The organism is Thalassospira sp. A40-3 (assembly GCF_015871485.1).
In the GTDB taxonomy this organism is placed as follows: Bacteria; Pseudomonadota; Alphaproteobacteria; order Rhodospirillales; family Thalassospiraceae; genus Thalassospira; species Thalassospira tepidiphila.
On record NZ_CP065428.1, the window covers coordinates 2,586,464 to 2,610,797 of the forward strand.

A 24,334-nucleotide genomic window follows, 5' to 3' on the forward strand; every position below is an offset into this window, starting at 1 on the left:
TCTCTGGGGTCTATTTCTCGGTCTCGGTCGTGGCATTGTTGCCAGCGTCCGGTCCGTGATCATAAAGCCTGCTATCGAGATACTGCCTTAAGCCATAACGTACAAGCACGCCGATCACAGCCGCCACCGGCACGGCCAGCATCACGCCAAGAAGTCCGAACACCGCCCCCCCGGCAAGCAAGGCAAACATCACCCAAACGGCATGAAGCCCGACCTTGTCGCCCACAAGCTTGGGTGTCAGGAAATTGCCCTCAAGCACCTGACCGATCAAAAACACCAGCGCCACCAGCCCAAGATCAAGGCCAAAACCAAACTGTGCCAGCGCCACACCCATGCCAACCGCAAAGCCGGCAATCATCCCGAAATAGGGCACAAACGACACAAGCCCGGTCATCAAGCCAATGACAAAGCCAAACTCAAGCCCCGCCAGCGTCAGGCCAAGCCCGTAAAACAGGCCAAGCAGAATACACACCGTCGCCTGCCCGCGCACAAAGCCCGCAAGGGTTTCGTCAATCTCGCTAACACACTGGCGAATATCCTTGGCCGAACGCCTCGGCAGGTAACTGTCGACCTTGGCAACGATTTTGTCCCAGTCACGCAACAGATAAAACGACACCACCGGCGTAATGAACAGCAAGCTCAGGAAGTTCAAAAGTGCGAGACCGCCCGAAAGCACATTGGTCAGAACATTACCGACCCACTTAAGGGCATTGGCACTCTGTCCCTTGATCGCATCCGATACACTTTGCAGCGTTTCTGGCGCCACACGATCGAGCACATTTTGCAAATACGGCGCGACATTGGTGCGCAACGTATCGACATAGCCCGGAAACCGTTCAAGAAATCCTGCCAACTGGCTGCCGATCATTGGCACGACAATCAACATCACCAGAATGAACACAAGGAAGAAAAGAAACGTGATGATGCTGGTCGCAATCACCCGGCTGGCGCCGCGTTCCTCAAGCCGGTCGGCAAGCGGATCCAGGAAATAGGCAATCGCCATCCCGGCCACAAACGGCAACAGGATGCCCGAAAACAGCCAGATCAGGAAAAAGAATCCAACAACAAAGATCAGCCAGAAACGTGCTTGCTGTCGTAATGTCATTCCCCGGCCCCTGTTAAACTGTCCCTGTCATGCAAAAGGCTTATCCGCCTAACGACAGCCCCTGCAAACGATCCGCACCGCTCGGCTGAATGAACCAAAGTTCTCCCATCCGCGACAGGCTAAGGTTCTGCTGATTAAGCGCTGTCTGCAACTGATTGGCCGACCCGACATATTCAATCGATACCTGCACTTCGCGCTTCGACATGGCAATCACCCGCGAATTGCGCACCACCGGCAGCCCGATCAGCTTGTTCTCGATCCCCGCCCAGTCTGCAAGACCGGTAATCGGGATAAACACCATCAGGTTACCACCCGTGCTGTAATTGATCAGGTTGGCGCGTTTCCAGCCATCAGCCAATTGCTCCTGCACCGATTTGGCGGCCCGCACCAGCGTTTCATTAAGCGTCTCGCCCGCTTGCGTCTTTTCCTGCACACCAAAAATCTGCGGCGCGCCATTGGGCTCATAGCGGGTAACGGATACATCAACCGTCTCGCCACCTTCTGGCCCGCTGACCTCGGCACTGGCCACCACGGCGACATCCGCGCCATAACGCTTGGCAAGCTGGGACAGACGTTTCATAGATCCGCTTTCGGCCTGCTCGGCCGAGACGGTGCTGATATCGGTCAAATCGCCAATCGGCGCCTTGATCGGCACCAGTCCCGATGTCGCGATATTACGCGCCCAGACATCGCGCCACGGATTGGGATCGTCCCACAGATTGACGAAATTATTCGTGCGATACACCGGCACGATCATCACCGGTTTGGACTGCAATTCGGCAAATGAAATATCGCGGAACCGAAGGAACCGGCGAAGCTCGTCATCCTTGAAGCGCACGGTCATGTCGGCGATATAGCGCACCGACGATGTCTTTTCGTCCGACACCCCGAAATCGCGCACCATGTTCGTGATCACCGATGTTTCCGGTGTCGCAAGTCCGGCGCGATCTTCGGGCAGGGTCAAGCGGGCAACCACTTCTTCAAACGCCTTGCGCTGACCGATTTCAAGTGCACGCTCGCGCGCAGCAGCCGCGGTTTCGGCGCGCTCGTCAACATGAACACCGCTGACGGTGAAAATGTCCTGTGCCGCTGCCGGAAAGGCCATAATGGCTGCTACCGTGGCGGCACCCGCCCACATCTTGATGTTTTTCAATGAAGTAAGCACGTATGCCTCTTTGCCCAAGGGTCCAAACTCATTCAAATAATCGTCCCGGTCTCCCGGATTTGTGCGGATACGCGAAGCAAAACCGCAGGAAGATAAGTATCTTTCAAGGTTTTGCGACAAAGTAGCCCGTGCAAATCCGGGAGATCCAACGGACAATTGATATGAGAGAAAGCCTCTGTGTCAAAGCCCTTAACCGGGGGGACACCCCGATCTGCGGGCTTTTCCTTGCCATTTCTCTCATATCAATTGCCGGGTCGGTCATTTGAATGGGTTTGGACCCTAGTCTTATTTTAAGTCGTGTCTTGTTGTATTCTTCTATAACGCTCTTTGTGGCATGTTGAACGCATTCTGCAAAGAAAACTCTGTCATGCGCAGGTGATCATTGCATATTGCCCGCGTTTGAGTATTTTCGGCCCAGCGGAAATTATCAAGCCCGCGTTTTTTATCAGCAGGATCGCTTTGTCCTCTATATCTGATTAAAGGCGTCAGTATGGCGGATTGGTCAAACAGCAGGTTCCCTGCGACCCGGACCGCAATACGACAGTTGCCCGTCGATTGGACGTCGATACGTGCTGATGAAAAACGCGGTTTTGCCGCCTTTTATTCATGCATGTTTGATGCCAGGGACCCCGAAATGACCACCTCTAACGGCCTTACCTATAAGGACTCCGGTGTCGATATCGATGCCGGGAATGACCTTGTCGAACGAATCAAACCGCTTGCAAAAGCAACAACCCGTTCCGGTGTTGCCGGTGGTCTTGGCGGCTTTGGCGCCCTTTTTGATCTGAAGGCTGCCGGATATAACGACCCGGTTCTGGTATCCTGCACCGATGGTGTCGGCACCAAGCTCAAAGTCGCCTTTTTGGCCGACAAACATGACACGGTCGGCATCGACCTTGTCGCCATGAGTGTCAATGACCTCGTCGTTCAGGGCGCAGAACCCCTTCTGTTCCTTGATTACTTTGCAACCGGCAAGCTGTCGGTCGATAACGCCGCAAGTGTCGTTGGCGGCATTGCCGAGGGCTGCAAACAGGCTGGCTGTGCGTTGATCGGTGGCGAAACCGCTGAAATGCCGGGCATGTATGCCGACGGCGAATATGATCTGGCCGGTTTCGCGGTCGGTGCGGCCGAACGCGGCGAACTGCTTGATGGTTCCAACGTTGCCGAGGGCGACGTTATCCTTGGCCTGGCATCCAGTGGCGTTCATTCCAACGGCTATTCGCTGGTGCGCAAGGTTGTCGATATGGCAGGCCTTGGCTACGCCGATGAAGCCCCGTTCGCACCGGGCAAAACCGTTGGCGAAGCCCTGCTTGAACCGACCAAGGTTTATGTCAAAAGCTGCCTGGCGGCCCACAAGGCTGGTCTGGTCAAGGCACTTGCCCACATCACCGGTGGTGGCCTGACCGAAAACGTCCCGCGCGTTCTGCCCGAAAACCTGACCGCTGTGTTTGATGCCAGCACCTGGGAATACCTTCCGGTGTTTAAATGGCTCGCCAAACAGGGCGGCATTCCGGCCACCGAAATGGCACGCACCTTTAACTGCGGCATTGGCATGTGCGTCGTTGTTCCGGCCGATAAAGCCGATGAAGCCGAAGCCATCCTGCGCGAGCACGGCGAAACCGTCAGCCAGATCGGTGTCATCGGCCCGCGCGCTGGCGATGGCCCGCAGGTCGTGATCAAAAACATGGCCCGTTCATGGGAAAAGTAACCAAGTTGAAGCTCGCCGTTCTGATTTCAGGCGGCGGGTCCAACCTGCAAGCCATCATCGATGCCTGCAAAACGCCCGACTACCCGGCCGAAATCGTGCTGGTCTTTTCCAACCAGCTTGATGCGGGCGGGCTCGAACGTGGCCGCAAGGCTGGCATCCGGTCTGAAGCCATCTCGCACAAGGGTTATCCCGGCGGGCGCGAGGCCTATGATAACGCCGTAAGCACCCTGATCGAAGAAAGCGGTGCCGACCTTGTCGTTTTGGCCGGTTACCTGCGTCTGGTCAGTGAAAGCTTTGTCACCCGCTGGAAAGACAAACTGATCAATATCCACCCGTCGCTTCTGCCAAGCTTCAAGGGTCTTGGTGTGCATCAGGCCGCCCTTGATGCCGGTGTGAAGTTTGCTGGCTGCACGGTGCATTACGTCGTCCCCGAAGTCGATAGCGGCCCGATCATCGCGCAGGCTGTGGTTCCGGTCCTGCCGGGCGATGATGCTGACAAACTGGCCCAGCGTATCCTCAAACAGGAACACCGCATCTATCCGCAGGTCATCCGCTGGATCGCCGAAGGCCGTGTTTCGGTCGATGCCAAGGGCATCGTAACGGTGGCCGACGCCCCCAAGGCCGATTTTGCTGAAATCAACCCGGCACTCGAGCCCGGATGAAAGAACCTTTGGCGCTGGCTGCGCAAGTTTCTCAACGCATAAAAGGCGGGGCATAATCATGTGCCCCGCCTTTTTCGTGGCCTGCTGCCAGATCCGCAAACCGGGGTCATAATCTTTGCGCATTCTGATGCTGTTATGGGATCAATGAATGCCACCACCGCCACGGAAAACCGATATCATGATGCGCAAGCTCTTAGGACTGATCATCCCCCTCGCCCTATTGGCCACGCTCGCCAGTCCTGCACTCACCAGTCCTGCGCTGGCGGATTCCGATCCAGAACTGGAGTCTTACAAGGCCGATATGCAAACCGGTGAAAAATCCTGGCGGGCGCAAAAATGCGCTGTCTATCAGGAAACCCGGGACGAAATGCTTGAAGAAATTCCGCGCGGCGCACTCAGCCCCGAATTTGCCAAGGCCGAAGAAGACTATATCGAAAATGGCTGTGCCGGGCGCGCCTATGCCTGCCCGAAATCCAAGACGGAACTCGACTATGCCAACAAGATGTCGTTTGCGATGATGAGCCACGGGCTATCGGGCACCTTCCTGCCCTATGGCTGCAAATCAAGCATCCAGTAACCCCTTGGCATCAAACACAAAGCCGCACCGATGTGAAGTCGGTCAAATGTCTAACATCTATGGTTAATCTGCATCTTGCACTGCATCAACTTCGTGGATATACATTTGAACAATCCCAAAATATCCAATCCAAGGAGGCAAATTTGCAGGGTAACGATTACGAACTGACTGAAACCCATGTCAGCATCTATCACGGCTACACCAACTTCGTGAAATGGGGCACCATCTCGATCATTGCCCTTCTGGTGTTGATGGCAATTTTCCTTCTGTGATTTGCCTGTTGCGAAAAACTAAAAGCTGCCGTTTTCCGGCAGCTTTTTTTATGCTCAAAGCGTATCTGTCTCATAGCGCACGATATTAAACCCCTCGTCAACGCTTGGCGGAACAAAGGCCGCATTGATCTGATGGAACTGCGCGTCACTGGCGGCGAACTGATGGCTTCCGGCCCGGTTGCGCACCCGAAGGCGGTTGATGCACACATCATCGTCCATATCAAGATAATGCAAAACATGATCGGCCCCGGCATCGTCAAGGGTGCCGCGCATCCAGCGCCTGAGGCCAACTGTATTGGCCGGAAAATCCAGCACCACCGAAATACCCGCGCGCAACACCATCGCCACATGCGGCCCCATCACACTGCGCAATTTGTCCGATAGCCGGACATAATCCGCAACCGAGCACATCTGATCACCAAAAAGCGTCGAGAGCCATTCATCCTCGGCAATCAGAACCGTGCCGGGCTTGCGCGCCAGTTCAGCGGCAAGGGTTGATTTGCCCGCGGCAATCTTGCCACACAGCAAATGAAGGGTTCCGACCTTGGCACCGTCTTGCGGCATCAAGGATCGATCACTTGGTTGTAACGCTGATAAGGGCTTGGTCATTGTCATCTCCCGGATTGCACATCGCTGGTCTGGCCGGGAGACAGCCACAAAAAAACCCGCCTCGCCGGCGGGTGGGTCTCATTTGGTCAAAACGTCGCTACCCCGCCACTCTATGAGAGGCGGTAAAAATTCGTACCGATTTCTGGGTCAAAACGTTTTCCATGCGCAAATACTGCCACACGCGACACCACCTTGTCCATCCGGTTGAACAGATGAAAACAGTCAACAACATCAAAGCAATTCACCCCTGAGTTGATTTGCGCTACCATCGCCTTGTTGTCTTGCGTGATAACAGCAAACCAAACAATGGTCCCAACAACAGGGAGGAAACAATGCAAGGAAGCGATTACGACGAAGGCCTGGTGCACCACCACGAGGAAGGCTGGCACCACTGGACAAAATTCATGCTCTGGAGCGTGATCTCGATCGGGGTTCTCCTGCTGCTGATGGCCGCATTCCTGATCGACTGACGCAATAGATTTCCAAATTTTCCAACAAAAAACGCCCCGCAACTTGCGGGGCGTTTCATGCCGGAAGAACCGGTAATTCGGTATTCTTGGCTTAGCCGACGATTTCGGTCTGAGCGAAGAAATATGCAATTTCGATTGCAGCGTTTTCGAGCGAGTCCGAACCGTGGACCGAGTTCGCTTCGATGGATTCTGCAAACTGTTTGCGGATGGTGCCTTCCTCGGCATTTGCCGGGTTGGTTGCGCCCATTACTTCGCGGTACTTAACGACGGCATCTTCGCCTTCGAGAACCTGGACAACAACCGGGCCAGAGACCATGAAGTCTACCAGCTCGCCAAAGAACGAACGTTCTTTGTGAACTGCATAGAAACCTTCAGCCTGAGCGCGGGTCAAAGCGACGCGCTTCTGTGCGACAATGCGCAGGCCAGCTTCTTCGATGACGGCATTGATTTTGCCAGTCAGGTTGCGGCGCGTTGCGTCCGGCTTGATGATCGAAAGAGTGCGTTCGACAGCCATTGGTTTCACCTAAGCTTTGTAAAAATTCGTTACCCCCAAAGAGGGCCCCCAAGAAGCCCCCCGAGTACAAAGGGCCTGCGGAAGATAAAGGCGGCACCAAAGACCGCCCTTATCATCCACAGACCCGAAGGTTGGCGCTATATAAACGGGGTTGGATCGCAACGCAACACATAGTTCTACCGCTGCAAACCAGACCTGCAGCCGTTGCATTCACCCGTTTCGCCTGCAAAACGCCCCCAAAAGGCATGAAACTGCGATTTAGCGCCGGTTTTGCCCGGATCTGTCATCGAAATCACACCGGCCATGACAATTTGAAGAATCCTTGCGTCAAACACGCTCCTGCCCTATTGAAAGCACAGAAATCCTTGCGATTCCCCCTAAACTGCGCCCAAAGCGCCCGCAAACCAGTTCAAGAGACCAACCGAAAATGCTGCAAATTACCGACCTCACCTATCGCATTGGCGGACGTGTCATTCTTGACCGGGTATCGCTGACCATCCCTGATGGCCACAAGGTCGGCCTGATCGGGCGCAACGGTGCGGGTAAATCGACCCTTCTTAAACTGATCTCGGGCGACCTGCCCGGCGATGGCGGCGATATTGTCCTCTCCAAGCGGGCCCGCATGGGTGTCGTATCGCAAGAAGCCCCGGCAGGTTCGCGATCCCTGCTTGAAACCGTTTTGGCAGCCGATACCGAACGCGCCGATTTGCTGGCAGAGGCCGAAACCACCACCGACCCGCACCGCATTGCCGAGGTCCATACACGCCTGGCCGACATCGAAGCCCATACCGCCGAGGCACGCGCTGCCGCCATTTTGTCCGGCCTTGGTTTTGACGGCGATGCGCAACAACGCCCCTGTGATGATTTCTCGGGTGGCTGGCGCATGCGTGTGGCCTTGGCGGCCACCCTTTTCCTACGCCCCGATCTGCTGCTGCTTGACGAGCCGACCAACCACCTTGATCTCGAAGCCACCATCTGGCTTGAAAACTATCTGATCAACTATCCCGGCACGATCATCCTGATCAGTCACGATCGCGATCTCTTGAACCGGGTGGTCAAATCGATTGCCCATCTGCATGACGGCACCGTGACACTTTATGGCGGCAACTACGATAAATTCGCCAAGACACGCCGCGAACAGATGGAACTGGCCTCCAAGCATTACGAAAAGCAGATTGCCCAGCAAAAGCATCTGCAATCCTTCATCGACCGCTTCCGTGCCAAGGCCAGCAAGGCCAAGCAGGCACAAAGCCGTGTCAAAATGCTTGAAAAAATGGGCCCGGCCATCCCGGTGGTCGAGGATCGCGGCATTTCCTTTGACTTCCCAAGCCCAAAGGAACTGCCACCGCCCCTGATCAACATCCATGATGGTGATGTCGGCTACGAAGAAGGCAAACCGATCCTGCGCAATATTAGCCTGCGCATTGATATGGATGACCGCATTGCCCTTCTGGGTGCCAATGGTAACGGTAAATCGACCCTGGCAAAGCTTCTGGCCGATCGCTTGCAGCTGATGTCAGGTGAAAAGCACGCGTCGAACAAGTTGCGCATCGGGTATTTTGCCCAGCACCAGACCGACGAACTGCGCGGTGATGAAACGCCCTATCAGCATATGGCATCCCTGATGCCTGATGTGATCGAACACAAGGTCCGCGCCCAGCTCGGCCGCTTTGCCTTCGAAGGGGCCAAGGGCGACACCAAGGTCAAGGACCTCTCGGGTGGGGAAAAGGCGCGTCTGCTTTTTGCCCTGATGACGCTTGATGCCCCGCATATGCTCATCCTCGACGAGCCGACCAACCACCTTGATATCGACAGCCGCGATGCGCTTAACCACGCGCTCAATGCCTATGAGGGTGCGGTCATCATCATCAGCCACGATCCCTATCTGATCGAAGCTTGTGCGGATCGTCTGGTTCTGGTGGCGGATGGCACGGTCACATCGTTTGACGGCGACGTTGCCGAATACCGCCAGTATCTTCTCGATCGTGCGCGCATGGAACGCCGTGCCAACAAGAACGGCGGCGAAGACGGAAACGGCAATGGCAAACCCGCCAAACGCGACCGCAAGGCCGAACGCCAGCAGGCGGCTGAAAAACGCAAAGTCGCCGCCCCGATAAAGCGCGAAGTCGAAAAGCTTGAAAAGCAGATGGAAAAGCTTTCCGAACGCAAAGCCGCAATCGAAGAAAAAATGGCCGACCCGACCCTTTACGAAGACGCCAACGCCCAAAAACTCTCCGACATCCAAAAGGAACTCGGCCAGATCGAAAACGACCTTGCCATGGTCGAACAGAAATGGCTCGACAAGCAGGAAGAATACGACGCGATGGTGGCGTGATCCGCCATCCCTCGCCTATTCCCCGCACCTTGAAAGCCCGTCATTCCCGCGCAAGCGGGAATCCATCAAAGCCATACGCGCCCGCCTGATACCAAGCACCAACGCGTCGGCATCGGCCATAAGCGCTTGTGAACACCACCTTTTTCATTTAAAAAATTACGGATTACATCAACCGATGATTTAGTCCGGTTTCAAAGGGCGGGCGATTTCTTGTCATCATTTCTGGTTCTGCCTTTGACATGAAAGAACCCCGAATTGACAACCCCGACACCGGTTCCGGTATCAAATTTCGATACAAGGGATATTGATCCGCGCCACCGCTTTGATGCCTGGCAGGAAAATATCGGGGTATTTTTCGATCTTTCGATGCCCGATGACGCAATACAACCTGCAAATGTCTATGCCGGGATTGATGTTTGCGATCTCGGAGACGCCGTTTTTGGTGTAACCCGGTCACAAACCCAGCGTTTCACACGCGACAGCAACCGGGTTATCCATGACAATATGGACCACATTCTGGTCCAGCTCTTTTGCAAGGGCGGCGGCGTTACCAGCGACAACCAGCACATTGTTGCGGGCGATATGCTGATCATTGACCTTGATCAGCCCCACGACATGATCAACACCGACTTTGAAAACCTCACACTTGTTCTGCCACGGGAACTGCGCCCGGAATTATCCGATATGCTTGCCCCGCTGCATGGTTTGAAATTATCTGGCGATAACCCGATGATCCGCTTTATGGCGACCGGTTTCCTGAACTTGTGGGACAGCATCCCGGATATGACCACCCATCAGGCAGGCAGTGCGATGCACGGAACCCTCAACCTGATGCAAGGATGCCTCCGGCGCGAAAGCATGATGCCCGATGCCGTCGACACGCCAACATCAATTGCCCTTGCAAAAGTCATATCACGCTATGTCGACGCCAATCTTTCCGAAAACCTGACTCCGGCAAGCCTTGCGCAAACTTTCCGCATGTCCCGATCTCAGATATACCGCATTTTCGCACCCCATGGCGGGGTGGCCAACTATCTGTGGGATCGCCGGCTGCAGCGCAGCCTGCAATTACTGTCCCAGCATCGTTACAGCCACAAAAACATCAGCACCATCGCCTTTGATTGCGGCTTTAACAGTGAATCCCATTTCAGCCGCGCTTTTCGCGCCAAGTTTAAAATTACGCCAAGTCAGGTCCGCGCCGATGCGCTGGCTGCCCGCAACCGGTATCAAGCCACCGAAGCTTCATCCGCCGCCTACGCTGCCGGTTTGCCAAACTGGGTCCGACAGCTCTGACGGCCAGGGCACAAGGCCACGCCGCCCATGCCGCCATTCCTGAGCCCAGAGCAATTTCCGTTTAGATCGAAACGGAAATTGCTCTAGAATCGGTATTCCAGACCCACAAAACCCGATGCCGTGCGCTCATCGCTGGTGGCAAGGCCCAGTTCGATATCGGCAACAAATGTCATCTGTCGATCAAGGTCATAGCGCAAATTCCCGCCAACAAAGCCACCATGCGATGATGTCTCCCCGCTTCCCTGATACCGGACAAGCGGGCCATCAATCAGGCCAACATCAACGCTGTCACGCCCGAAATAGCTGTATTTCATCCCGCCGCGCAGTTCCATCTCGCCCGCGCCATCCTCAAGATCCTGACGAACAGCCAGTTGCAAACGGCCATTGATCACATCCACAGCATGGGCATCGATGCTCAGGTTCGACGATGTCGTGCCGGTTTCGCGATATGCATCATAATAGCCATAGGTGTAATTCACCTCTGCGGACGGGCGCAGCTCTATGCCCCTGCCAAGATCAATCGACCGGATCACCGCCAGTGACGGACTGATATAGACGCTGTTGTAATCTGATTGCGCGGTTTCCTCGCCCTGAAGGTTATCGACCACAAGACGTTCATCCTGATGGCGCTGATACCCGACAACCATGGCCCCATCAATCGCCCAGTCGCCAACCACATATTCACCATACCCGCCAACAAAAAACCCGCTACTGTCACTTTCAAGTGATGCCTCGTCGGTTTTCATCCCGGCAACAGACACACCGCCAAACACACCGATGCTGTGGTCATCAATCGGCTTTTCATATCCGCCAACCGCACCGCCAACCCGGCTGCGATACCCCAAATTCGCCCCGTCATCCCCGTGCGACAAATAACTGCCAAAAACCTGTCCCCAGACAAACGGCTTTTTCGGCGCATATAACATACCCGGTTCAAGGTCACTGGCCGCGACCACAACCGGTTGTGGTTTGTTTGATCGTGCCAGTTGCCGGCTGACCGCCTGATGAATGCCGACCGTCGTCGTTCCCAGTGCCGCCCGGTTGGCCGCAATCCCGGTGGGGTCGACAATCACCACCGTCGATCCGCTTTGCAGGACAATCCCGTCACCGCCCGCCGCTGTATTCACCGTACCGGCATTGGCGATGGTCAGGGTCGATGACCGCGCCCCGGCAGATGTATCGATATTGACCGCATTGGTGCCGCCGCCAAGATCAATCGTCCCGACAATCGTCGCGCCCGGCTTGATGTTTAACGTCTGGTTGCTCCCCCCCAAAATCGCCTGGGTCGCACCACCGGTCGCAATCACCGTCCCGCTGACATTGATCGTCCCGTTGGCCCCAGAGGATCTGATCCCGATCCTTCCCGTGCCCGATACGGTAACGGATCCGCTACCGGTAACCGTAATGGTGCTGCTGCTGCCTGATACTGCAATTCCATCACCATCCTGGGTGGTTATCGAGCCGCTATTGACCAGTGTGGCGTTATTGCCAGTTAAATGCCTCATGCCAGCCGCAGCAGTTCCGCTGGTCGTGATCACCCCGCTATTGACAAGTGTCGCATTACTGCCTGTGCTGTTGATACCATGTGCCGTATTTCCGCTGGTCGTGATCGTGCCGTTATTGACAGATGTCGCATTTGCCCCACTACTGGACAGGCCGCTTGTATTTCCTCCGCTTGTCGTGATCGTCCCGCTATTTAACAGCGTCGAATTGCTCCCGCCGCTCAGGATCCCAATTCCACCGTTTCCGCTGGTCGTGATCGTACCGCTATTGACAAATGTTACATCTCCCGCGCTACTGGTCAGGCCGCTTGCATTGTTTCCGCTTGTCGTGATCGTCCCGCTATTTAACAGCGTCGAATTGCTCCCGCCGCTCAGGATCCCGACTCCAGTGGTTCCGCTTGTCGTGATCGTGCCGCGATTGATTAGGGTGGAGTTGGCACCTTGGCCGTAAATCCCCCTGTCGATAAGTCCGTCTGTTGATATTGTTCCATTATTGACAAGCCGGGCATTGGTCGCGGTGGCATCACCAAGCATGCCGCTTCCCCCGCCCCCTGCGGTCGAAATCGTGCCGTTGTTGGTCGCTTTCACCGCGTCACCACTGGCAGTGATAGCACTGCCAGTCGTCACATTAAGAACTCCGCCCTGCTCCACCAATCCGGTTTCCCCGGCGGTCAGGGTTTTGGCAACCGTATCGGTGACACCGCTGGCTACGGTGAATTCTGCGGCCTGCGCCCGTGTCCCAATGACCGCCGCAAATAGCACGATGATCACAACCACCCCAAAGGCGGGTCCGAAACCCAGCCACCCAAACCCCTTCGACATTGATATCCCCTACCGACACTTAATTGGTTGGGGGAACAATACACGCCGCCCTGTCTTCCGTTTTGACTGACCATCCCAAATCATTGGCACCAGCGTCCCGGCCCGCCAAAAGCAGATTTGGTGATCATGATCTGACACCACCGTCGGCAACCAGTCATCAAGTCGCCAAAATTCCGCCGCAACCTTGGATTGCCGGGGTAAAGGTATTCCACGCAGGAGATGGTCATGGTTGACAACATCTATGGAACCGACGGCAACGACACGATTATCGGAACAGAACAGGACGACAGGATATATGGACGCGAGGGCGACGATTATGTCCGCGCGCTGGGCGGCAACGATCACCTGTTTGAGCTGGGGTTTGGTGATGACACGATTGATGGCGGTGCCGGACATGACGACATCAATGGCAGTGCCGGAAACGATACGCTGTTTGGCGGGGCGGGCAATGACGAACTCAATGGCGGATCGGGTGCTGATGTGATTGATGGAGGCCCCGGTCGCGATGAAATCACCTTCGGCTTCACGCAAGCCCCCTCGGGTCAGGGGGTTTACGTCAATCTCACGACCGGTATCGGGTTGGGCGGCGATGCAGAGGGCGACCGATACAGCAATATCGAAGATATCCGCGATACGACCTATGGCGATGTGCTGATCGGCGATGACGGCAAAAACGCCTTTTATCAGGTCTACAACCGCACCGATGACGGTGACGTCTTTCAGGGCCAGGGCGGCGATGACACCTTCTATGCCGCGGCCAGCACCGACTTTTCCGAGGACCGCACCAATATCTTTGATGGCGGTGACGGGATCGACACCATCAGCTATATCGCCGGCTGGGGCAATGATGCGCCGTACGGCGAATATGGCCCGCAACCGGTCATCAATCTTGAAACCGGCACAGGCCGCTCCGGCGATCATTTCATCAACATCGAAAATGTCGATGGCAGCAATCAAAGCGACCTGATCATCGGCGATGAAGGCGACAACCGTTTGGTCGGCAATCGCGGCAATGACACCATCTACGGCGGTGATGGCGACGACACCCTGTTTGGCGAGAACCTTTACGGCGAGGCGGGAAACGACACGCTAATCGGCGAAACCCGGGACGTTTCACTCTATGGCGGCGATGGGCATGACACGCTGCGTGCCGGTCCCGGCGGCAATCCGGTTTTCAGCGACAACCTCTTGTCGGGCGGGGCCGGCAATGACTGGCTCGAAGGCAATAGCGGCAATGATACCTTTGTTTTCGATGCCGAGGCCTCAAGTCGTGACCGGGTTGTCGGGTTTGAAACCGGTGACAGCGATGAAACTGGCAATCATCCCGATACCCTGCTTCTGACAAGCGATCTTCAGGAACGCTCCGGCATCACGGATTTCGAAAGCTTCCTTGATCACACCACCCAGACCGGCGATGATCTCTATGTCGATTTCAGCAATGGCGATCCATGGACATTTGGCGTGATCATCGAGGATACCAACAAGGATGATCTGACCGCCGATCATGTCCTGTTTGGTGACGTGTAATGAAAGGTCGATCAAATCCTCATACAATTTGATCTTGGCCACCCTTCGGTCGGATCATAAAAAAATCCCGCAAGGCGTAAACCCTGCGGGATTTTTCAATTATTTTGAATAATGCAGATGATTATTCAGGAAGTTTGAATACCGGCAGGACCGATCCTTCATACTTGGTTTCGATGAATTTGCGCACCGCATCATCGTGGTAAGCTTCAACCAGCGTCTTGACCCACGGCTCGTCCTTGCGGGCGGTTTGGGTAACAATAACATTGGCATACGGGCTGTCATTGCCTTCGATCGCAATCGAATCCTTGATCGGGTTCAGACCGGCTTCCAGCGCGTAGTTGGTGTTAATCGCCGACGCATCCAGATCATCGAGCGACCGCGGAAGCTGTGCGGCATCAAGCTCTACAAAGCTGATATTCTTAGGGTTTTCGATGATATCAAGCGGGCTGACCACAAGGCCCGCTGCAGGATCAACCTTGATCAGGCCATGGGACTGCAGCACCAGCAACGCACGACCGCCATTGGTCGGATCGTTCGGAATACCGACTTCGGCACCGTCTGCCAGTTCGTCCAGGCTTTTGATCTTGTTGGAATAAATGCCCATCGGCGTCAGGATGTTATATCCCACGACCGACAGCTCATACCCGCGATCCTTGATCTGGTTATCAAGATACGGCACATGCTGGAAGCTGTTGGCATCGAGATCGCCATCATCAAGCGCCTGGTTCGGAATGACATAATCCGAGAAGCTGACCAGTTCGATGTCCAGCCCCTTGGTGGCCGCGACCTTGACGACTTCTTCCATGACTTCTTCATGCGCACCCGGGGTAACGCCGATTTTGATTTTCTCGTTGGCAAGCGCCTGACCGGTCAGGGCCGATGCCAGAACGGCCGCAGCCGTCAGTTTAAGCAGAAACCGCATTGTAAAACTCCTTGATTTCATTTGGTTTTTTGCGGGAATTTGATGAATGTGAGCAATCCTCACATTCTGATTTTGATCAGATATTTCGTTTGTCGGCCTTGCGCGCCAGATAATCGCCAAAGCTTTGCACCGCCTGCACCACGACAATCAGCGTGATGACAACGGCTGCCATCACATCGGGGCGGAAGCGTTGATAGCCGTAACGAATGCCAAGATCGCCAAGCCCACCGGCCCCAACGGCCCCGACCATCGCGGAATAGCCAATCAGCGTCACCGCGGTCAGGGTCAGGCCGTGAATGATGCCCGGCAATGCTTCTGGCAACAGAACCTTGGTCACGACCTGCACCGGGCGCGCACCCATGGCCTGGGCCGCCTCGATCAGGCCGCCATCAACTTCGCGCATCGCCCCTTCGATGATCCGCGCAATGAACGGAATGGCCGCAACGGTCAGGGGCACGATGGCGGCAGACGTGCCGATCGAGGTGCCGACGACAAAGCGGGTAAACGGAATGATCGCCACCGCCAGAATGATGAACGGGACCGAGCGGGTTGCGTTGACCAGCGGACCAAAAACGCGCTGGAACCAAAGGGCTTCAAACAGCTCGCCCCGGCCAGAGGTGGCGAGCAACACACCAAGCGGCAAGCCGAAGGCGGTCGCAATCGAAAGCGAGACGGCAACCATGTAAAGGGTTTCACCAGTCGCCTGCAGCAGAATGGGTGCAAGGGTTGAAAACATGACTTAGCCCTCCTGCCCGGCGGCAACGCCGCTGGTATTTGCGTTGGTTTTTGGGGTGCTGTTCGCATCCGATCCGGCGCGGAAATCCATGAATTCATCAGCGAGAAGTGACTGGGTGGTCGCGTGTTTCGGATCGGCAAAGATGCCGTCAACCGCGCCCTCTTCGACAATCACGCCGGCATCCATGACCGCAACACGGTCACAGAGCGCCTTGACCACCGCCATTTCATGGGTGATCACCACCATGGTCAGACCAAGGCGTTTGTTGATGTCCTTAAGGAGGGTCAGGATCTGACGGGTGGTTTCCGGATCAAGGGCGGATGTCACCTCGTCACACAGCAGAACCTTGGGGTTTGAAGACAGCGCACGCGCAATGCCGACACGCTGTTTCTGACCGCCCGACAGTTCGGCCGGGTAGCGATCACGCTTTTCTTCAAGCCCGACAAGCGGCAACAGCGGATCAACCGCCTTGGCGATCTCGGCCTTGGTGACACCGGCAAGCTCAAGCGGCAGCGCGATGTTATCAAACACGGTGCGTGACGACAGAAGGTTGAAATGCTGAAACACCATGCCGAGCTGACGGCGGAACAACGGCAAATCGCGTTTGGAAAGTGTCGTGACATCGGTGCCATCAACCGTGACCGAGCCCGAGGTCGGGGTTTCAAGCAGGTTGATGCAGCGGATCAGGGTTGATTTGCCCGCACCCGAGCGGCCAATAACGCCGACGATTTCGCCAGCAGCGATATCAAGATTGATGCCGCGCAGCGCAACATGTTCGTCGCTGCCACGCCGGGCTGCATATGTTTTCTGGACGTTCGAGAGCCGGATCATGGATCCCAACCTTTCCGTAGATACAAAAAAACCGCCACGGCTTTACCGAGGCGGTCGTACATACAGAGCATATACGCCCTCTCGCTTTAGCCGCATTTTTAGCGCGCCCGCAAGCTGAGGAGCAAATCGGCGCGTTCAACACCCCTTGTCTATCTGACCCGATGTCATTGTTCAATGGCTAAAATCATGCATTTCACGCATGGCATGTATGATTCCCAAAAATACAACACAAAAATTTTGTTTATTGAGCACCTAATGGCCCGACATCACAAAGCCCCACCCTGTTCGTCTATCAGGGGTCAATATCAATGCGGGATTGAACAGATGGCCTTTGCCAACCGGATCAACGACCTTGCCCGAACACTGTCGCAATACCCGACTTTTGTCACAGTCATGGGCAATAAGGTGGATGTGCGTACCAAGGAGCAATTGGGGACACTGTCTGCCGAGACAGCCAAGCTCGAAGCACTGGCGGCCGAGGGAGATACCGCCATCGCAAATGGCACCTGCACGGACCCAGCGGGGCTTTCATCCCGGCTGGACTTCAACGCACCCCAGATTTCATCCCTGCTGACCGCCTTTGCCGCCCAAGATTCCGAGCGTCTGAAATCGATGAGCATCATCAGCAAACAGAAGTTTGATGCCTATGCTAAGAACCGGCTGGGTGCGGAAAAGCGCTTTGCCGAAGAGGTTTCCCAACTGCTCACCCAAGAATCTCAGGCTGTCGGACAACTTGAAAAACCACAACAGCCCAAACCTGCCCCTGACCTTACACCCCAGCCAAAGCCCGAGCCTCGGCCGCAACCTGCTCCGAAACCAGGTCCTAAGCCGAAGCCCGTCATGTCCTTACAAGAGGTCATTGCATCCTTGCCCGGATATATGCAGGTAAACCATCCAGAAGCTATTTCCGACTTTGATGCAGATAGTCTGAAAGTGGCCTGCGACACCGCCGGGGAATCCGCAATCAAGCTTGGCGTTAAAACACCGGATGGGATCGTTGATTATGCCACGGTGCAATTCACGGGTGGCGCAAACGTCACCAGCCAAGCTTGGGCAAGCGCAATCCTGAAAGATAAGGCCCTGGGCACCATTGATGACCGTGTCGCAATCCTGAACAACGCCCTGCAAGCAAGGCTTTCACTTGCCAGTGTTTTGGGCGCTGACACATCCCCCGAACCGATCAACAGCTGAGGACGTTATGGCACAATATACTCTACAGCTAACCGCCCCTGCTGGCGCTTATCCGTTTGATGAGGTGCGGGTATCATTGACCTGCGACAATCAGCCACAGCAAACGCACAACATGACCCTGACGCCCGGCGTGGCCGAATCCCATGAGTTCACCATCGACAACGGAACCTGGCGTTTACGGGTCAATGGTGCCGGGTTTGTGCCGATTGACGAACAGAATATTGTGGTCAATGGCGACGGACTAAATGCCAAGGATCTCACCGTCATTTACTACACTCTTCACACGGATCGCAATCGCGACGGTGCCGTTGACGGGGCGGGCATCATTAATCAATTCACGCCACCCGCAATCACTTTTGGCGTGCATGGTCAAGGTGCCATTATCCCGGTCAATTGTAACCGTGATGACAATACAATCACCGCCGGTTATGCCGACAATCAGGACGATAAGGTCAATGGCAACAATGATCTTGCGAGCGGGACGGGCCGGATTGAGATACGCCGCACCATTGCCGGTCCTGTAGTCGGCGTGCCCGCAGCGTGGGAGCTTAAGCTTAAGGTCATACGCGAAACTTTGGCCGATGACGAACCTGAGAAGCATATCCGGATCTTTGATGGTATGCTGCAAGACAGCGACGAGATGATCGGCCCTGAAACCGACAGCTTCGCCCGCCCGACCACGGCTGATGTCGGAGCGAGCAAAATCTATGCAATCGAAGCCGTGCGCTTTGCCGGGCGCAACTTTGCCAACGGTGAATGTGGCCTTGTCCTCAGCGTTATTCAGCCCGAAGTCACTGGACCGGACACCACCACCTATTGGTATGCAGATAGACTTATGGTTGCTCGGTGGATCGGCAATCATCATTTGCAAACCGTTAGTGATCTTTACGTTGCCATTGCAACCAATGATGACGGATCAGACAATCAACTGTTCAGAGCCGCGCTTGGTAATGCCGCCGGTGCTGATAATCCGGCGATCACGGTTACACCCGGCGATCCGGAAAATGCACAGGAAATCGATATCCCGTATCTTAACGGCAATGTCTGGGACGATTACGCCCCGGCGGGTCAGACCGCACCCGAGCCGGCTGGCGATGACCGATGGATGCGCGACACTGTGGTTGCGGGTTACAGCAGCTGGCCGGGAAACAATAATGCCGCGCTGTCGAAGAACGCTTTCATGAAAACCCACCGTTGGGGTGCATTGCAGAACTGGGTTTTCGAAAGTCTCCTGAGTGCCGATGTCGGCGTGTTCTACCCGGCGGCCGGAAGCACTGACGATATTGTGTCGGGAAATTCGGGTGGCAATATTGCCGTGACACCGCCGGTCAAAAAGACCACCCTTGCCGGGACGACCAGTTATCGGTTTGGACGGATCTATTACGGGCATAACCAGGAGCATCAGGTAGACCGAAGCAGCCGCGACTTCATGGCTGCACAAAACATGCAAGCGCCCATCGTTCTTGATACTGATTGGCTTTATGTCGGCCATGTTGATGAAATGATGACCTTTGTGCCAGATCCGAACCCGGCCGATCCATTCAAGAAATGGAAGCTACTCGTCGCAAGCCCAGCCGAGGCATACCGTCTGCTGACAGCCGCCCAGGGTGCACATGGGTCGGCAAACATGCTTAAACGCCCGGCTTGGAACGGCGGGAACAATCAGTTTGATTATACGGATCTTGAGATTGACGGCACGCCAGTTGGCGCAACCATCAATACCTTTCTTGGCAACGGTAATGCGCCATTGGATCATCCGGAAACCGGTGCATCCTACACCTATGAACAACTGCGCAACTGGAATATCCATGGCGTAGAGGCCGTTATTGCGCAGAATATTGACCGATTAAAAATGGCGTTCGATCTGGCCGATGATGATATCATCAAGGTCCCGGTCATTTTCTATCCAGAAGATTACATCGACGAACCCTATGCGCTTCTGGACATGCTAGATCCCACAGCACTGGATGATGATGACGGGTTCAACATCTATCCGGGGGTTGATGGCGGTTTCCAATGCGGCGCATTGACCGGCGACATGCCCAACATGTTTGTTGGCAACACGCGCTTGATGATTCCCAAGCCATATGGCCCTTGGATTGTCGATCTGACAGACAACGTCAATCACGGGTACGATCTGTTTGAACGCGATTTACAGCAAAAGCTTGCAGCCATCGTTAATGGTCCAACTTGCGTCTTTATCGACGATTGGGTCGATTATCATACGATGCTTGGCGAAATTCACTGCGGCACCAACGAGGTCCGCAGCCCATATGATGGCCAAACGGCATTTGGCAATGCGCGGTATGGCCAATGGTGGACTGCGGTTGATGCCTGATATCATTGCACATGAAATGGGAGCGCCCCGATGAGCGCAGAAAGCGACTATCAACAAGCCCTGAAAGATATCGCAAGCCTTGCCAAGCGCGAAGCAGCCCGCGTCACCAGACGCCCCGCTGCAAAGGCCATTGATCAGCTATTTCGCAAATATGGCGGCACCATCGCCGCCCCGCTGATTGCTGATTTAAAGGCCGGCGCGTGGAAGAAATGGGAAAGCTGGCAACTGGGCGGTGCCATGTCCTATCTGGGAAGTTTCGCCACATCAGATGCTGTTGCGCCGTTGCGTGACATCGAACAGAACTATCCGGTTGCCGACATTCAGACACAGGCAAAGGAATTGGCAGACCTTCTGGCGACACTTGACGTTGCCGTATCGGAAGCCAAACAACTTGCGCAAGTTCAGGACGCCATAAAAGGCGGCAATACCGACGAGATGGCCCGCGCAATGCTATTGGCGCTAGCAAAAATTGACCCTGATTGGCCGGTGCGGGCCTCAGCCATTCAGAAGGATCTTTATAAACTGTCCGCAGACAGTTTTCCGGCGATCAATGAATTAGCTGCGGGCAAATTGTCGCAAGCCGACGTGACGAAGGCGTTAGTTGAAATTCTGTTCCGGCAGTTCCTCGGCAAGACCTCGCCGCCTTGATACCACACGAAATCAGCGTAATCAGCTTTCTGCTTTTTCCCCACGCCTTACTATTGAACACTCTATCACTGGGTGAAAAGCAGCTTTAAAAAACTGCGCAGCAGCATGACCTGATCGGCGAGTTTGCGGGGTTCGTTGAGTGCCTTTGACATGACGATGCCGCCTTCGAGCACGGTTGAAATCATGTCGGCGACTTGTTCGAGGTCGACCGGTTCTGTCGTCTGATATTGGTCGGCGATATCATCAAGGATCGCGCGGAACCGGGTGCGCCAGGCCAGAACGGCATGGCGGTTGAGATCGCGGACTTCCTTGTCAAACAGCCGTTCCTGATAGCAATAAACCGCAACGATGCAGCCCGGATGACCGTTGGGCAGATCTTCAAGCACCTCGGCCAGCATTTTAAGCGCTGCCAGCAATTGATGCAGCGGATCGTCGACCAGTTCGCGGGCGCGATCAAACACCTGATCGAGGATTTCGTCATCCTGTTCGATATAGCGTTGCAAAAGCGCGCGGGCGAGTTCGTTCTTGTCGGAGAAATGATAGAAAAACCCGCTTTTGGTCAGACCGGCTTCGCAAATGATTTCCTCGATCGAGGTCGCACCGAACCCCTTTTCCAGAACCGCCTGCGATGCGATTTCCAGAATGCGTTCGCGCGTGCGTTCGCCCTTGCGTTTGGGGCCACCGAATGTGTCGGTGATTGTCAGTTTTTCCATCTCAACCCTCGCTTACCCTACCGCCGGTACAGTTTTTCGTCGTCAAAGGCCGCCACGGCCGCGCCGAAAAACACCGGACAACCCATAAGTATCTGTTTTGAATATATTTTTGAAAATCTGAAAAACCTGACCGTGTGCCTACTAGATGCAAAACTCAATCAGGGCGAGATTTCCGATCCGCGATTACATACCCCCGCGGTAGAAATTTTGAAACCCAAAACTGAAATTTGGACCCATGAGCACAGGCAATCTGCCCCTTCCGCACCACGGAAAGGTAAAATTCATCACCGATGGTGGTCTTGAAACCACCCTGATCTTTCATGACGGGATTGATCTTCCGCATTTTGCATCGTTTGACCTTTTGAAAACGGATGCGGGCTGTGCGCGTATCACCGCCTATTACGAACGTTACCTTGATCTGGCCAAACAGGCCGAAGCCGGATTTATCCTTGAAAGCCCGACATGGCGCGCCAATCGCGACTGGGGGGCCCGGATCGGTTATGACGTGGATGATCTGGCCGATATCAACCGCAAGGCCATTGCCCTGATGGCGGAGCTTCGCGATCGTTATCATTCGGATGCTACACCCTGCCTGATCAGCGGCAATATCGGACCGCGCGGTGACGGATATGTGCCATCAGACCGGATGACGATCAATCAGGCGCGCGCCTATCACGCCCCGCAGATCGTTACCTTTGCCAAGGCGGGGGTCGATATGGTGTCGGTCGTGACCATCAACTATCCCGAGGAAGCCATCGGCATCGCCCTTGCCTGCCGCGATGTTGATATTCCTTGTGTCATTTCGTTCACGGTTGAAACCGATGGCAACCTGCCCAGCGGCGAGACCATCCGTGATGCGATTGCCATGGTTGATGCCGAGACCGGGGCTTACCCGGCCTATTACATGATCAATTGCGCCCACCCGGATCATTTCCGCGACCGACTGGAAGAAAGCGGCGACTGGAAAACGCGCATTTGTGGTGTACGGGCCAATGCATCGCGCCAAAGCCACGCCGAACTTGATGCCAGCACGCATCTTGATGATGGCGATCCGGATGAACTGGGGCAGCTTTATCACGATCTGGTTGATCTGCTGCCCAATCTGGCGGTGATTGGCGGCTGTTGCGGCACAGACCATCGCCATGTTGCGGCCATGACCAAACATGCCCTGCCGCGCCTTTTGGCAGCAGGCGCCTAAGAACCAAACACGAAAACCCAAAAAAAACAGGATACGAGCAATGATTGCAGAACCCGTACTGGAACGGGCGGCACGTAAGGGTGCCGCCCATCCAAGCCACCCGCGCCATCCACGCCACCCGCAACCGGTCACAAGCTTTGTCAGGGCGACCAAATCGGATGCCGATGCGATGGCCCAGCTGATCAATATCGCCGGTGAAGGTTTGCCGGTCTATTTGTGGCAAGGCATGGCAGAAGGCAGCGAGACGGCCTTTGATGTCGGGCGCAGACGCGCACAACGTGATGAAGGCGGATTTTCATATCGCAACACCACCCTTGCCGTCCGTCATGGTGAAACCGTTGCGGCACTTGTCGATTATGCCCAACCTGATCAACCAGAGCCGTTTGACCCGGCGGATATCCCGGCGATATTCGTACCGATCCTTGAACTTGAAAGTCTGGCACCGGGAAGTTGGTACATCAATGTTCTTGCCGTTTTTCCAGCCCACCGCGATCAGGGGATTGGATCGGCATTGCTTGCACGGGCCGAGGCCAATGCCCGGCATGCTGGTAAAAAGACTGTCAGCCTGATTGCATCGGATGGCAATCCCGACGCCATTCGCCTTTACCAACGCCAAGGCTTTGTGGCCTGTGCCCAACGCCCGATGGTCAAGGAAGGTTGGGAAAATCGTGGTCAGAACTGGGTGTTATTGATCAAGGAAATCTGAACAGAACCTTGAAACAACAAAGGCCGGAAGCACTCAGCTTTCGGCCTTTTTTTCCCACGACCCTTGCGGGGTTTGCTGCCAGTAGGACAGTTTGTGTCCGGCGTCTTTCCAGTCTTTCCAGCGCGTGCGGGCTTCAGAAACCGCATCGTGATCGCGATCATCAAACAGCATGATGACGCGTTCATAGTCCCCCACCTTGTCGCTCATGGCGCGGTCGGTCAGGAACAGGAACTGGGCATTGTTGGGATTTTCATCCTCGGCCGTCAGCCAGACCGGCTGCATTTCGGCATCGCCGTCGGATTTGGAGCCATGGGGCAACCAGCTTGCGGCGTCATAGGTCCAAAGCAGGGTATTGATCGCCTCGACCCGTTCTTCGACACCGGTCATCACCACAGCACGCTTTTCGCGCTCCAGCGTTTTGGAGAGCAGCGTGGGCAAGGCCCGTTCCAGCGGCATGCTGGTGAGATGGTAAAACCAGATATCAGCCATA

The 24,334-nt window shown here is 55.3% G+C and carries 22 protein-coding genes and 1 pseudogene; 13 read left to right on the plus strand and 10 right to left on the minus strand.

The window, feature by feature from the left end; all coding sequences use genetic code 11:
- Positions 1–10: 10 nt before the first annotated feature.
- The gene (locus IT893_RS11845) at positions 11–1,105 is read right to left on the minus strand and encodes an AI-2E family transporter (RefSeq protein ID WP_064780553.1); all 1,095 of its coding nucleotides are present in this window, start codon (positions 1,103–1,105) and stop codon (positions 11–13) included.
- A gap of 40 nt (positions 1,106–1,145) precedes the next feature.
- On the minus strand, positions 1,146–2,270 hold the full coding sequence (locus tag IT893_RS11850; RefSeq protein ID WP_252723934.1) for a DUF2066 domain-containing protein: 1,125 nt from the start codon (positions 2,268–2,270) through the stop codon (positions 1,146–1,148).
- 634 nt (positions 2,271–2,904) lie between these two features.
- On the opposite strand from IT893_RS11850, the gene purM reads away from it, so the two are divergent.
- The 4 genes from purM (at position 2,905) to IT893_RS11870 (ending at position 5,489) form a co-directional block, all read left to right on the plus strand.
- The gene (gene purM, locus IT893_RS11855) at positions 2,905–3,978 is read left to right on the plus strand and encodes a phosphoribosylformylglycinamidine cyclo-ligase (protein WP_197145296.1); all 1,074 of its coding nucleotides are present in this window, start codon (positions 2,905–2,907) and stop codon (positions 3,976–3,978) included.
- Positions 3,966–4,640, plus strand: coding sequence for a phosphoribosylglycinamide formyltransferase (gene purN, locus IT893_RS11860; protein WP_197145297.1), 675 nt, complete (start codon positions 3,966–3,968; stop codon positions 4,638–4,640). The genes purM and purN overlap by 13 nt, the downstream gene beginning before the upstream one ends.
- 178 nt (positions 4,641–4,818) lie before the next feature.
- On the plus strand, positions 4,819–5,217 hold the full coding sequence (locus IT893_RS11865; RefSeq protein ID WP_197145298.1) for a hypothetical protein: 399 nt from the start codon (positions 4,819–4,821) through the stop codon (positions 5,215–5,217).
- Between the two features lie 143 nt (positions 5,218–5,360).
- Positions 5,361–5,489: an aa3-type cytochrome c oxidase subunit IV gene (locus tag IT893_RS11870; RefSeq protein WP_197145299.1), complete on the plus strand. Its 129-nt coding sequence runs from the start codon at positions 5,361–5,363 to the stop codon at positions 5,487–5,489.
- A 54-nt stretch (positions 5,490–5,543) separates the two neighbouring features.
- Here the strand turns inward: IT893_RS11870 and IT893_RS11875 are convergent, their stop codons facing one another.
- Positions 5,544–6,098 (minus strand): ATP-binding protein, encoded by a 555-nt coding sequence (locus tag IT893_RS11875; protein ID WP_252723935.1) that lies wholly within the window; start codon positions 6,096–6,098, stop codon positions 5,544–5,546.
- Positions 6,099–6,430: 332 nt separating this feature from the next.
- Here IT893_RS11875 and IT893_RS11880 point away from each other — a divergent pair, with 332 nt between their 5' ends.
- The gene (locus IT893_RS11880; RefSeq protein WP_114129841.1) at positions 6,431–6,568 is read left to right on the plus strand and encodes an aa3-type cytochrome c oxidase subunit IV; all 138 of its coding nucleotides are present in this window, start codon (positions 6,431–6,433) and stop codon (positions 6,566–6,568) included.
- Between the two features lie 91 nt (positions 6,569–6,659).
- On the opposite strand, the gene ndk is transcribed toward IT893_RS11880, so the two are convergent.
- A complete protein-coding gene (gene ndk, locus IT893_RS11885; protein ID WP_008891250.1) occupies positions 6,660–7,082 on the minus strand; it encodes a nucleoside-diphosphate kinase in 423 nt (140 codons plus the stop codon).
- Between the two features lie 427 nt (positions 7,083–7,509).
- Between ndk and IT893_RS11890 the strand changes: the two genes are divergently transcribed.
- Positions 7,510–9,417 carry an ABC-F family ATP-binding cassette domain-containing protein gene (locus tag IT893_RS11890; protein ID WP_197145300.1) on the plus strand — a complete coding sequence of 636 codons (1,908 nt, stop codon included), beginning with the start codon at positions 7,510–7,512 and terminating at the stop codon, positions 9,415–9,417.
- Positions 9,418–9,672: 255 nt separating this feature from the next.
- Entirely contained in the window at positions 9,673–10,710 is a 1,038-nt protein-coding gene (locus IT893_RS11895; protein WP_197145301.1) for a helix-turn-helix domain-containing protein, read from the plus strand.
- An 83-nt stretch (positions 10,711–10,793) separates the two neighbouring features.
- On the opposite strand, the gene IT893_RS11900 is transcribed toward IT893_RS11895, so the two are convergent.
- Entirely contained in the window at positions 10,794–13,034 is a 2,241-nt protein-coding gene (locus IT893_RS11900) for an autotransporter domain-containing protein (RefSeq protein ID WP_197145302.1), read from the minus strand.
- A 225-nt stretch (positions 13,035–13,259) separates the two neighbouring features.
- On the opposite strand from IT893_RS11900, the gene IT893_RS11905 reads away from it, so the two are divergent.
- Entirely contained in the window at positions 13,260–14,561 is a 1,302-nt protein-coding gene (locus IT893_RS11905) for a calcium-binding protein (protein WP_197145303.1), read from the plus strand.
- Between the two features lie 121 nt (positions 14,562–14,682).
- Here the strand turns inward: IT893_RS11905 and IT893_RS11910 are convergent, their stop codons facing one another.
- The 3 genes and pseudogenes from IT893_RS11910 to IT893_RS11920 all read right to left on the minus strand — a co-directional run.
- Complete coding sequence (locus tag IT893_RS11910) at positions 14,683–15,483, minus strand: MetQ/NlpA family ABC transporter substrate-binding protein (RefSeq protein WP_197145304.1); 801 nt, start codon at positions 15,481–15,483, stop codon at positions 14,683–14,685.
- Between the two features lie 76 nt (positions 15,484–15,559).
- The gene (locus IT893_RS11915) at positions 15,560–16,219 is read right to left on the minus strand and encodes a methionine ABC transporter permease (protein WP_197145305.1); all 660 of its coding nucleotides are present in this window, start codon (positions 16,217–16,219) and stop codon (positions 15,560–15,562) included.
- Positions 16,220–16,321: 102 nt separating this feature from the next.
- A pseudogene (locus IT893_RS11920) lies at positions 16,322–17,050 on the minus strand (methionine ABC transporter ATP-binding protein); the annotation flags it as partial.
- A gap of 174 nt (positions 17,051–17,224) precedes the next feature.
- Between IT893_RS11920 and IT893_RS11925 the strand changes: the two are divergent.
- The 3 genes from IT893_RS11925 (at position 17,225) to IT893_RS11935 (ending at position 21,227) form a co-directional block, all read left to right on the plus strand.
- Complete coding sequence (locus IT893_RS11925; RefSeq protein WP_143588700.1) at positions 17,225–18,241, plus strand: hypothetical protein; 1,017 nt, start codon at positions 17,225–17,227, stop codon at positions 18,239–18,241.
- 112 nt (positions 18,242–18,353) lie between these two features.
- Positions 18,354–20,579, plus strand: coding sequence for a protein-arginine deiminase family protein (locus IT893_RS11930; RefSeq protein ID WP_063087081.1), 2,226 nt, complete (start codon positions 18,354–18,356; stop codon positions 20,577–20,579).
- A gap of 30 nt (positions 20,580–20,609) precedes the next feature.
- Positions 20,610–21,227, plus strand: coding sequence for a hypothetical protein (locus IT893_RS11935; protein WP_063087080.1), 618 nt, complete (start codon positions 20,610–20,612; stop codon positions 21,225–21,227).
- 65 nt (positions 21,228–21,292) lie between these two features.
- Here the strand turns inward: IT893_RS11935 and IT893_RS11940 are convergent, their stop codons facing one another.
- Positions 21,293–21,940, minus strand: a complete 648-nt coding sequence (locus tag IT893_RS11940; RefSeq protein WP_063087079.1) for a TetR/AcrR family transcriptional regulator — start codon at positions 21,938–21,940, stop codon at positions 21,293–21,295.
- A 235-nt stretch (positions 21,941–22,175) separates the two neighbouring features.
- Here IT893_RS11940 and IT893_RS11945 point away from each other — a divergent pair, with 235 nt between their 5' ends.
- The gene (locus IT893_RS11945; protein WP_063087078.1) at positions 22,176–23,138 is read left to right on the plus strand and encodes a homocysteine S-methyltransferase family protein; all 963 of its coding nucleotides are present in this window, start codon (positions 22,176–22,178) and stop codon (positions 23,136–23,138) included.
- Between the two features lie 40 nt (positions 23,139–23,178).
- A complete protein-coding gene (locus tag IT893_RS11950; protein ID WP_197145307.1) occupies positions 23,179–23,844 on the plus strand; it encodes a GNAT family N-acetyltransferase in 666 nt (221 codons plus the stop codon).
- 33 nt (positions 23,845–23,877) lie between these two features.
- Here IT893_RS11950 and IT893_RS11955 read toward each other — a convergent pair whose 3' ends face one another.
- Positions 23,878–24,333, minus strand: a complete 456-nt coding sequence (locus IT893_RS11955; protein WP_063087092.1) for a DNA polymerase III subunit chi — start codon at positions 24,331–24,333, stop codon at positions 23,878–23,880.
- Position 24,334 lies beyond the last annotated feature (1 nt).

What these genes read in the sequence shown, in the direction of transcription:
- IT893_RS11845 (WP_064780553.1), bottom strand. Translation starts at nt 1,105, where the DNA reads ATGACATTACGACAGCAAGCACGTTTCTGGCTGATCTTTGTTGTTGGA.
- purM (WP_197145296.1), top strand. Translation starts at nt 2,905, where the DNA reads ATGACCACCTCTAACGGCCTTACCTATAAGGACTCCGGTGTCGATATC.
- purN (WP_197145297.1), top strand. Translation starts at nt 3,966, where the DNA reads ATGGGAAAAGTAACCAAGTTGAAGCTCGCCGTTCTGATTTCAGGCGGC.
- IT893_RS11865 (WP_197145298.1), top strand. Translation starts at nt 4,819, where the DNA reads ATGATGCGCAAGCTCTTAGGACTGATCATCCCCCTCGCCCTATTGGCC.
- IT893_RS11875 (WP_252723935.1), bottom strand. Translation starts at nt 6,098, where the DNA reads ATGACCAAGCCCTTATCAGCGTTACAACCAAGTGATCGATCCTTGATG.
- IT893_RS11880 (WP_114129841.1), top strand. Translation starts at nt 6,431, where the DNA reads ATGCAAGGAAGCGATTACGACGAAGGCCTGGTGCACCACCACGAGGAA.
- ndk (WP_008891250.1), bottom strand. Translation starts at nt 7,082, where the DNA reads ATGGCTGTCGAACGCACTCTTTCGATCATCAAGCCGGACGCAACGCGC.
- IT893_RS11890 (WP_197145300.1), top strand. Translation starts at nt 7,510, where the DNA reads ATGCTGCAAATTACCGACCTCACCTATCGCATTGGCGGACGTGTCATT.
- IT893_RS11900 (WP_197145302.1), bottom strand. Translation starts at nt 13,034, where the DNA reads ATGTCGAAGGGGTTTGGGTGGCTGGGTTTCGGACCCGCCTTTGGGGTG.
- IT893_RS11905 (WP_197145303.1), top strand. Translation starts at nt 13,260, where the DNA reads ATGGTTGACAACATCTATGGAACCGACGGCAACGACACGATTATCGGA.
- IT893_RS11910 (WP_197145304.1), bottom strand. Translation starts at nt 15,483, where the DNA reads ATGCGGTTTCTGCTTAAACTGACGGCTGCGGCCGTTCTGGCATCGGCC.
- IT893_RS11915 (WP_197145305.1), bottom strand. Translation starts at nt 16,219, where the DNA reads ATGTTTTCAACCCTTGCACCCATTCTGCTGCAGGCGACTGGTGAAACC.
- IT893_RS11925 (WP_143588700.1), top strand. Translation starts at nt 17,225, where the DNA reads ATGGCTAAAATCATGCATTTCACGCATGGCATGTATGATTCCCAAAAA.
- IT893_RS11930 (WP_063087081.1), top strand. Translation starts at nt 18,354, where the DNA reads ATGACCCTGACGCCCGGCGTGGCCGAATCCCATGAGTTCACCATCGAC.
- IT893_RS11935 (WP_063087080.1), top strand. Translation starts at nt 20,610, where the DNA reads ATGAGCGCAGAAAGCGACTATCAACAAGCCCTGAAAGATATCGCAAGC.
- IT893_RS11940 (WP_063087079.1), bottom strand. Translation starts at nt 21,940, where the DNA reads ATGGAAAAACTGACAATCACCGACACATTCGGTGGCCCCAAACGCAAG.
- IT893_RS11945 (WP_063087078.1), top strand. Translation starts at nt 22,176, where the DNA reads ATGAGCACAGGCAATCTGCCCCTTCCGCACCACGGAAAGGTAAAATTC.
- IT893_RS11950 (WP_197145307.1), top strand. Translation starts at nt 23,179, where the DNA reads ATGATTGCAGAACCCGTACTGGAACGGGCGGCACGTAAGGGTGCCGCC.
- IT893_RS11955 (WP_063087092.1), bottom strand. Translation starts at nt 24,333, where the DNA reads ATGGCTGATATCTGGTTTTACCATCTCACCAGCATGCCGCTGGAACGG.